Origin of the sequence: Wolbachia endosymbiont of Drosophila bicornuta, assembly GCF_028982105.1 — a bacterium.
In the GTDB taxonomy this organism is placed as follows: domain Bacteria; phylum Pseudomonadota; class Alphaproteobacteria; order Rickettsiales; family Anaplasmataceae; genus Wolbachia; species Wolbachia pipientis.
Window position 1 is genome coordinate 1 of sequence record NZ_JAPQLF010000058.1, and the last position, 7,118, is coordinate 7,118.

General features: G+C 33.4%; 6 protein-coding genes and 3 pseudogenes. 2 read left to right on the forward strand and 7 right to left on the reverse strand.

The annotated features are described in order from the left end of the window. Window positions 1-160: 160 nt before the first annotated feature. The 3 genes from lgt to OZD68_RS01280 all read right to left on the reverse strand — a co-directional run bounded on the left by lgt (window position 161) and on the right by OZD68_RS01280 (window position 3,376). Complete coding sequence (gene lgt, locus OZD68_RS01270; RefSeq protein ID WP_182309510.1) at window positions 161-952, reverse strand: prolipoprotein diacylglyceryl transferase; 792 nt, start codon at window positions 950-952, stop codon at window positions 161-163. Between the two features lie 6 nt (window positions 953-958). Beyond that, window positions 959-1,408 (reverse strand): SsrA-binding protein SmpB, encoded by a 450-nt coding sequence (smpB, locus tag OZD68_RS01275; RefSeq protein ID WP_007548863.1) that lies wholly within the window; start codon window positions 1,406-1,408, stop codon window positions 959-961. Between the two features lie 120 nt (window positions 1,409-1,528). Continuing rightward, complete coding sequence (locus OZD68_RS01280; RefSeq protein ID WP_275008802.1) at window positions 1,529-3,376, reverse strand: ankyrin repeat domain-containing protein; 1,848 nt, start codon at window positions 3,374-3,376, stop codon at window positions 1,529-1,531. A gap of 68 nt (window positions 3,377-3,444) precedes the next feature. Here OZD68_RS01280 and OZD68_RS01285 point away from each other — a divergent pair, with 68 nt between their 5' ends. Next, complete coding sequence (locus OZD68_RS01285; RefSeq protein WP_006280659.1) at window positions 3,445-3,975, forward strand: Na+/H+ antiporter subunit E; 531 nt, start codon at window positions 3,445-3,447, stop codon at window positions 3,973-3,975. 36 nt (window positions 3,976-4,011) lie between these two features. Here OZD68_RS01285 and OZD68_RS01290 read toward each other — a convergent pair whose 3' ends face one another. Next, entirely contained in the window at window positions 4,012-4,398 is a 387-nt protein-coding gene (locus OZD68_RS01290) for a hypothetical protein (protein WP_259366032.1), read from the reverse strand. Between the two features lie 393 nt (window positions 4,399-4,791). On the opposite strand from OZD68_RS01290, the gene purN reads away from it, so the two are divergent. Then, window positions 4,792-5,352: a phosphoribosylglycinamide formyltransferase gene (gene purN / locus OZD68_RS01295; RefSeq protein ID WP_182309509.1), complete on the forward strand. Its 561-nt coding sequence runs from the start codon at window positions 4,792-4,794 to the stop codon at window positions 5,350-5,352. 9 nt (window positions 5,353-5,361) lie between these two features. Here purN and OZD68_RS01300 read toward each other — a convergent pair. The 3 pseudogenes from OZD68_RS01300 to OZD68_RS01310 form a co-directional block, all read right to left on the reverse strand. Then, window positions 5,362-5,988 (reverse strand): annotated as a pseudogene (locus tag OZD68_RS01300) (M16 family metallopeptidase); the annotation flags it as partial. Between the two features lie 104 nt (window positions 5,989-6,092). Further along, window positions 6,093-6,785 (reverse strand): annotated as a pseudogene (locus OZD68_RS01305) (M16 family metallopeptidase); the annotation flags it as partial. Continuing rightward, window positions 6,772-6,981 (reverse strand): annotated as a pseudogene (locus OZD68_RS01310) (insulinase family protein); the annotation flags it as partial. The pseudogenes OZD68_RS01305 and OZD68_RS01310, both read right to left, overlap by 14 nt. Window positions 6,982-7,118: the final 137 nt, after the last annotated feature.

Consider the following 7,118-nt stretch of genomic DNA (forward strand, 5'->3'; position numbering starts at 1 on the left):
AATAAGCTACTGATATTCTCCACCTTTTTTATCTTTAATCCATCATAGCTAGCGATGCAACAAAGCCCACCGATTCATTCTACTGCAACGCAGAAAATTCGTACAATTGTGCATAATGTGGGGCTTCTGGCTACATTTTTCTATTGAACTCACCTTTTCTCTATGTGACAGATTTCGTATTAAATTTTAAATTTAATGCGCCTAGATATACAAGCATTCCTAGCAAAACCATAGGTATAGAAAGCAACTGCCCCATAGTTAAATCAAGCCACAAATAGCCAATTTGATAGTCTGGTTCGCGAAAAAACTCAACGAAAAAACGTGCTATTCCATACCACATAACTGCAATACCAGTTAAAGCACCGTGATACAGTCTTATTCTAGTTAAGAAAAACAGTGAATTTGCAACTGCAAAAAGTAGCAGTCCTTCAAAAAGTGCCTCATAAAGCTGGCTTGGATGATGCAGCAAATTATCACCACTCTCTGGAAATACCATACCACATGGCATAGTTGTAACTCTGCCAAATAACTCTCCGTTTATAAAATTGCCTATGCGACCTAAAAATAAACCTATGGGAACTCCGCAAGAAACTAGGTCCAGTGCATAAAATATAGGAATGTTATGTCTTCTGCAGGAGATTATTACTGCAAGCAAAACTCCTATAGCACCGCCATGAAATGACATCCCTCCTTCCCAGGTCTTCAATATCTCGATAGGGTTGCTTATATAAAGAACTGGATCATATATCAATACGTAGCCAAGTCTACCTCCAAGGACAATACCTACAATAGTGGATGTTAATAACGAATCGTAAAAATTCTTAGTAAATATTTTTTGGTCATCTAGCCTATGTAAATACCAATATGCAAACACTATACCCAAAACGTAGGCTAAGGAATACCAATATATAGAAACAGGACCGATGCTGAAAATTACTGGATTTAAAGACATATTTTGCTATAAATTATTTTTAGACAATCTACTTTTTTCACGATCCCACTCTCTCTGTTTTATGGTTGCTCTCTTATCGTAGAGTTTTTTTCCTTTTACAATGGCAATTTTAGTTTTTGCAAATCCTTTATCGTTAAAATAGACCGAAAGCGGCACAACAGTTATCCCAGCAGTCTTGATTTGACCAATTAGTTTATTTATCTCCTTTTTATGCAAGAGTAATTTACGTTCCCTTTTTGGTTTATGATTTTTTCGGTTCGCAGCTTTATATTCTGCAATATGCATATTGTGCAGCCATACTTCGCTATTCTTTTCAACAACGTAGGCGTCGGAAATATTTACTTTTCTTTCTCTTAGCGATTTAACTTCACTGCTTAATAAGACCATACCCGCTTCAAATTCTTCTAAGATGAAATATTCAAACCTTGCTTTCCTATTTTCTGCAATAACTTCCATATCTAAAGATATCTTTAAGCTTCAATATATTACAGAGTTTTTGACTTAATTCATAATAAAACAGTTATCCCAATAAATATAAGGTGCCAGGCTAGTCTGATAGCAACAGGATAACAAAAATCAAGTAAGTGCTTTTTCTGTCTCTCTAGGCACAAGTTCCTTTACTTCTTTCATTTCAGTTTTAGGCTTTGACATTATATATTGACCAGCACCAACTATGAGCGCAGATCCTGCAGCTAGTCCAATTATTGCTGGTACAGATAGGGCAGTAGCAAATGCAAGTGCAACACCAACTATCACTGCAGTTACAAAACACACAATAACACCTTTTACAATTGCATTTTTTGCAGATTGTTCTTTTTCTTTCACAATTGCATTTTTTCCAATTTGTTTTTCTTCCTTTTTCTCTGGAAGCTGCATTACATCTTTATTTTCAGTAAGATCCTTTGGCGTTTTTTTATTCTCATTTTTTAACGTTTGCTTTTTTTCCGCTTCCTCTAAAAGCTGAATTATACCTTGATATTTAGTAAGGTCTCTTCGCGTTTTTCCATCAACATCTTTTAATGAAGGGTCTGCTTCAGTGTGTAGCAGAACTTCCACCACTTTTATTTTGCCATTTTCAGCAGCAAGATGTAAAGGAGTACGTCTATCACGATTGTTTGCATTAACCTCTGCTCCTTTTGCGATTAGAGTTTTTACTACATCTTCGTGGCCATTTTTAGCAGCAAGATGTAAAGGAGTACGTCTATCACCATTTTTTGCATTAACCTTTGCTCCTTTTGCGATTAGAGTTTTTACTATATCTTCGTGGCCATTTTCAGCAGCAACATGCAAAGGAGTCCATCTATCAGCATCCTTTATATTAACATCTGCTTTCTCAACTAGAATTTTTACTACCTCTATGTGGTTATTTTCAGCAGCAAGATGTAAAGCAGTACATCTATCATCATTTTCTGCATTAAACTTTGCTCCTTTTTTGATTAGAATGTCTACTACATCTTTATGGCCCTCTCTCGCTGCAAGATGTAAAGGAGTACATCCATCATCATCTTTTGCATTAACGTTTACTCCTTTATTTAATAGGTTTTTCACCTCCTCCTCATTATTATGTTTAACAGCTGAATGCAAAGCTTTGATGTTCTCTTGTGCCTTTAATAGAGCTTCTTTTACCGCTTTATGGCCTTTTTGAGAAGCAAATGTTAAAGGAGTCCATTTATAATGGTTTTTCGCATTAACATCTGCTCCTTTTTCAATTAGAGTTTCTACTATATCTTTGCGGCCATTTGCAGCAGCAAGATGTAAAGAAGTCCACCCATCACTATTTTTTGCATCAACGTTGACTCCTTCTGCTTTTGATAGAACTTGTATTATCTCTTTGTGGCCATTTGTAATAGCAAGATGTAAAGGAGCCCATCCTTTATCATTTTCTGCATTAACATTTGCTCCTTTTCCAATTAGAGTGTTTACTACATTTTTGTGGTTCTTTTCAACAGCAAAATGTAAAGAAGTCCATCCATCACCATTTTTTGCATCAACAATTGCTCCTTTTCCAGTTAGAATGGTTACTACATCTTCGTGGCCATAGTGAGCAGCAATATGTAAAGGAGTAATTTTATTATCATGTTCTGCATTAATATCTGCTCCGTTTTCAATCAGAGCTTTTGCTACATTTGCACAGTTCCAATAAGAAGCAAGATGTAACAATTTGACTTCCTTAGAATTTTGACCACGAGATATAGTAAATATGTAATTTATGCCAGATCCACTATCATTGTCAGGTTTACTCTTTTCCCACTCTTGACATAAATCTGGATCTTCTTCTTGTAACTTAGCTTTTATTTTTTCAACTATATTGTCCTTGCTCAAATCTGAAAGGTCATTTATTTTTTTTAATATTTCTATAAATTTATCATATTCCATAACTTCCTCACTTAAAATACATAACTTAGTTGTTATATCTTTTAACATAGAAGTCAAGAACCTAAATATTCGTTATTATCTTTCCTTAAAGAGTCATTTTAGTTATATTACAGACTATGAAAAACCTCAACTTTAGGAAGGAAATCAAGTTTTTTTCTCTGTCATTTATAATTTTATTTGTTCTATGGACTGTATTGTCTGGTTATTTTGAGCCGTTTTTTATTTTTTGTGGAGTGTTTTCATGTATATTCACATCGTTTATCTTTAGAAGGTTGATAAACGCTGAAAGAGCTCTTAGCCAGATTTTAAATAGTACGAGTAGACTGTCGTTTTATAAGTTAGTAAGTTATATACCATGGTTAATGTACCAAATCATTTTATCAAGTGTTTATGTAACAAAAAAGGTGCTACAACTCAAATCTAAGCTTGAGCCAATCATTATCCTAAGAAAATGCAAAGGGCATAATGATGAAAGCATTGCGTTATTTGCCAATTCAGTCACAATCACTCCCGGAACTTTAACTATCAATGTTGAAAGTAAGCAGAAAACATATTTCTCTACCATGTATTTGATAGATAAAGATCTTGAAAGCGGCATTTCTGAAATAGAAAATAAAATCTTAAAAATACTACGTTCAGTCAAGTAATTGCTTTAAATAAGTTAACAGCATCCTTATACTCCCTTACAAGACTTTCAAGCATTTCTTTTGGAAGGCTATTGTTATAGCACTTCTCGCAATAGTCCGAATAGGATAAGATATGTGCTTATGGCTATGGTAGAGCAGTAGCATATTATGATCTGTTCGGATTATTGTAAAAAGAGCTATAACAATAGAACATAAATAATTATACAAATCTTCTAACCTTAATACGTTATTTCTCTTCTTGCTGTTGAATTTATACGGAAAAATACCTTCCATAACTTCAATAGTAGTAGCCTTGTTTAAAAATACATTTTCACTTGTCACGCTTATTCTTGCTAAAACAGTGTTAATTTCAGGTTCGTCACTCGTATAAAAATCTGATAGCTGAGTTATTCTAATAACGTACAAAGTTACTATTTTTGACAAGCAATTATCAGCATATTCACAATTTTTATTACCTCCCACTGAGTAACCTGAGATTTACCTATTTTTGCATTGTTCGGTAATTTACTCATTGAACTTTCTCCATTTAATCCAGTGTAATAAATTATATTAATACTTTGTTAAATAAATAATAACGCGATTACAAAAATATATACTTATAGTAGTATATTATACAAAAATAGCACAATATCTAAGCATTAAAGCTAGTTTTAGCTGGGTACATGGGGCTATTCGTTATTTTGTGTTGTCCAGTGAGGTCCAAAATTAGAGGTCCACTTATATAAAGAGTTTAGTCTGCCTTCTTTGCTATAAAATAAGTTTTCCTTTTGAGCTGTTTTGTTAGTATTAACTAAATTCTAAAATAACTGTGCTATAATGAAAAAGATAAAACTCGTAATACTAATTTCAGGTAGGGGGTCGAATATGCAGGCCTTAATAGAAGCATGTCAAGATCAGAATTTTTCCGCAGAAGTTGCATGTGTTATCACAAATAATAGCGAAGCTGCTGGTCTGAAAATAGCAGAGCAAGCAGGAATCTCAGCGTTTATTGTTAAAGATAAACCGCTTGATGCTGGTAAAATTCACGAAATACTTGTTCAACATAAGGTTGATTTAATTTGCCTTGCAGGGTTTATGAGAATTCTCAAAGCTGATTTTCTGAGTAAATGGCATAACAAGGTGATAAATATTCATCCCTCCTTACTTCCGTCTTTTAAAGGCCTAAACGCTCAAGAGCAAGCTCTAAAAGCAGGTGTAAAAATTACAGGTTGTACTGTACATTATGTCACTCCTGAAGTTGATGCTGGAGCCATAATTGCTCAAGTTGTTGTACCAGTGTTACCAGATGATGATATTCAAAGCCTCTCAGAACGCATTCTAGCTGAGGAGCATAAGTGTTATGTAGAAGCAGTAAGGTCAATAGCAGAAGATATATGACTGTAATAATTATTGACCTTGAGCGTTTTTTCCAACTTCAACAAAAAATAAATTTTCAGGTTCCAGTAAAGAACTTGCCAGTTCGTTTACTTCCTCTAATTTAACATCATTAATGATATTCGCATAATTATTTATACGGTTAACATCACGATCATTTATCTGCATATTATCTAGCAGCGTTGCTGTATTTGTGTTATTGGACAGGAAAAGGACAAGATTATTTACCAAGCCAATTTTTGCATCCTTGAACAATTGTTCGTCAATTCCTTGCTTTTTTATTCTGCTAAATGTATCTTTTACTGCTGATATAGCTTTGCCAGCAGTAGAACTATCAGTACTTATAAATCCAGATATAATATTTCCATGTTTATTGGAAATAATACTTGCATAAACACCATAAGTAATACCCAAGTTTTGCCTCAGTTCTGTCATTAATATTGAATTCAGCCTCATGCCACCAAGTGCATCAATTAAGACACCAGCGTTATAATAATTAGGATCTTCATAAGCTATACCTTTTTGAGCAAAAAGTATCACACTCTGTGGTATATCCATAAAAATATTCTTACTTTCTGCAGAACCAAAATTATTTTTTACAGGTATTTTTCTAACTTTTGATCTTTTTGACGGCAATTTATAGCACTTCTCGCAATAGTCCGAATAGGATAAGATATGTGCTTATGGCTATGGTAGAGCAGTAGCATATTATGATCTGTTCGGATTATTGTAAAAAGAGCTATAGATAAATATTTATCTAATAGCGTAATAATTTCTTCTTTTTTTGTACAACCAGCAACACTGATAACTATGTTATCTTTAGCAAAATTACGCTTTATGTATGTTAAAACATCGTCTCTAGTAATGCTCATTATAGTATCAAGAGTACCGTACACACTTTTTGAGTAAGGATGTTTTTTAAACAATAACGTATCTAATTCTTTTCCAGCAACAAAATAAGGATTTTTTTCAAGATTATTAAAATCAACTTTGGCTTTCTCGAAAACTCTATTCAACCCTTCAGGGTCAACTTTAGGACGCATTATAGTATCGCTCAGTAATGAAATTGCTTCCTCTAGATTGTCAGACAAAGTATTTAATGAAACCCTAAATGCTTCTAAATCAGCAATAAAATTTAAACTAATCCCTTTATCTTCAAGCTTTTTCGCAAAATCTTTGGCATCATTTTTTCCTGCCCCTTCTTGGATTACAAGAGAAGTAAACCAAGCAAGCCCCTGTTTTTCCTTATTCTCATACACATAACCTGCATCCTTGAACGATATATTTAGTGAAACTTTTGGCAAATCATGATTTTCTACAAATAAAAACTTAAATCCTTTACGGGTAGTGACCTCCTCTATATTTAGGTTACCACTTGCTTGTAAATTAAAGCCTAGACAGAAAAAAAATAGAAATATAATTTTACTTATTCTCATTATTATCTCCTTTTGGTAATAAACGACCAATTAACTTATTAGCAGAAAAAATAGCACGGATTTTATTATTTACATCCTCTAGATTGACATCATTAATCTTGCTATATGAAATATCTATTTTATCAAGTGGAATACCAAGTGCAAGGTGTGGCACATAGAACATCGCTATATGAGTTAAGTCAGATAGATTATCAAACCATAAGCGTCAAGTTAAGGAAATAAAGGTATGAAAGAGATAGAATAATAAGGTATAAGTTCTCCCAGATATATAGCTCTTTTTACAATAATCCGAACAGACCGTAATATGCTACTGGCCTGCTATAGCCATAAACA

What these genes read in the sequence shown, in the direction of transcription:
- OZD68_RS01285 (WP_006280659.1), top strand. Translation starts at nt 3,445, where the DNA reads ATGAAAAACCTCAACTTTAGGAAGGAAATCAAGTTTTTTTCTCTGTCA.
- lgt (WP_182309510.1), bottom strand. Translation starts at nt 952, where the DNA reads ATGTCTTTAAATCCAGTAATTTTCAGCATCGGTCCTGTTTCTATATAT.
- smpB (WP_007548863.1), bottom strand. Translation starts at nt 1,408, where the DNA reads ATGGAAGTTATTGCAGAAAATAGGAAAGCAAGGTTTGAATATTTCATC.
- OZD68_RS01280 (WP_275008802.1), bottom strand. Translation starts at nt 3,376, where the DNA reads ATGTTAAAAGATATAACAACTAAGTTATGTATTTTAAGTGAGGAAGTT.
- purN (WP_182309509.1), top strand. Translation starts at nt 4,792, where the DNA reads ATGAAAAAGATAAAACTCGTAATACTAATTTCAGGTAGGGGGTCGAAT.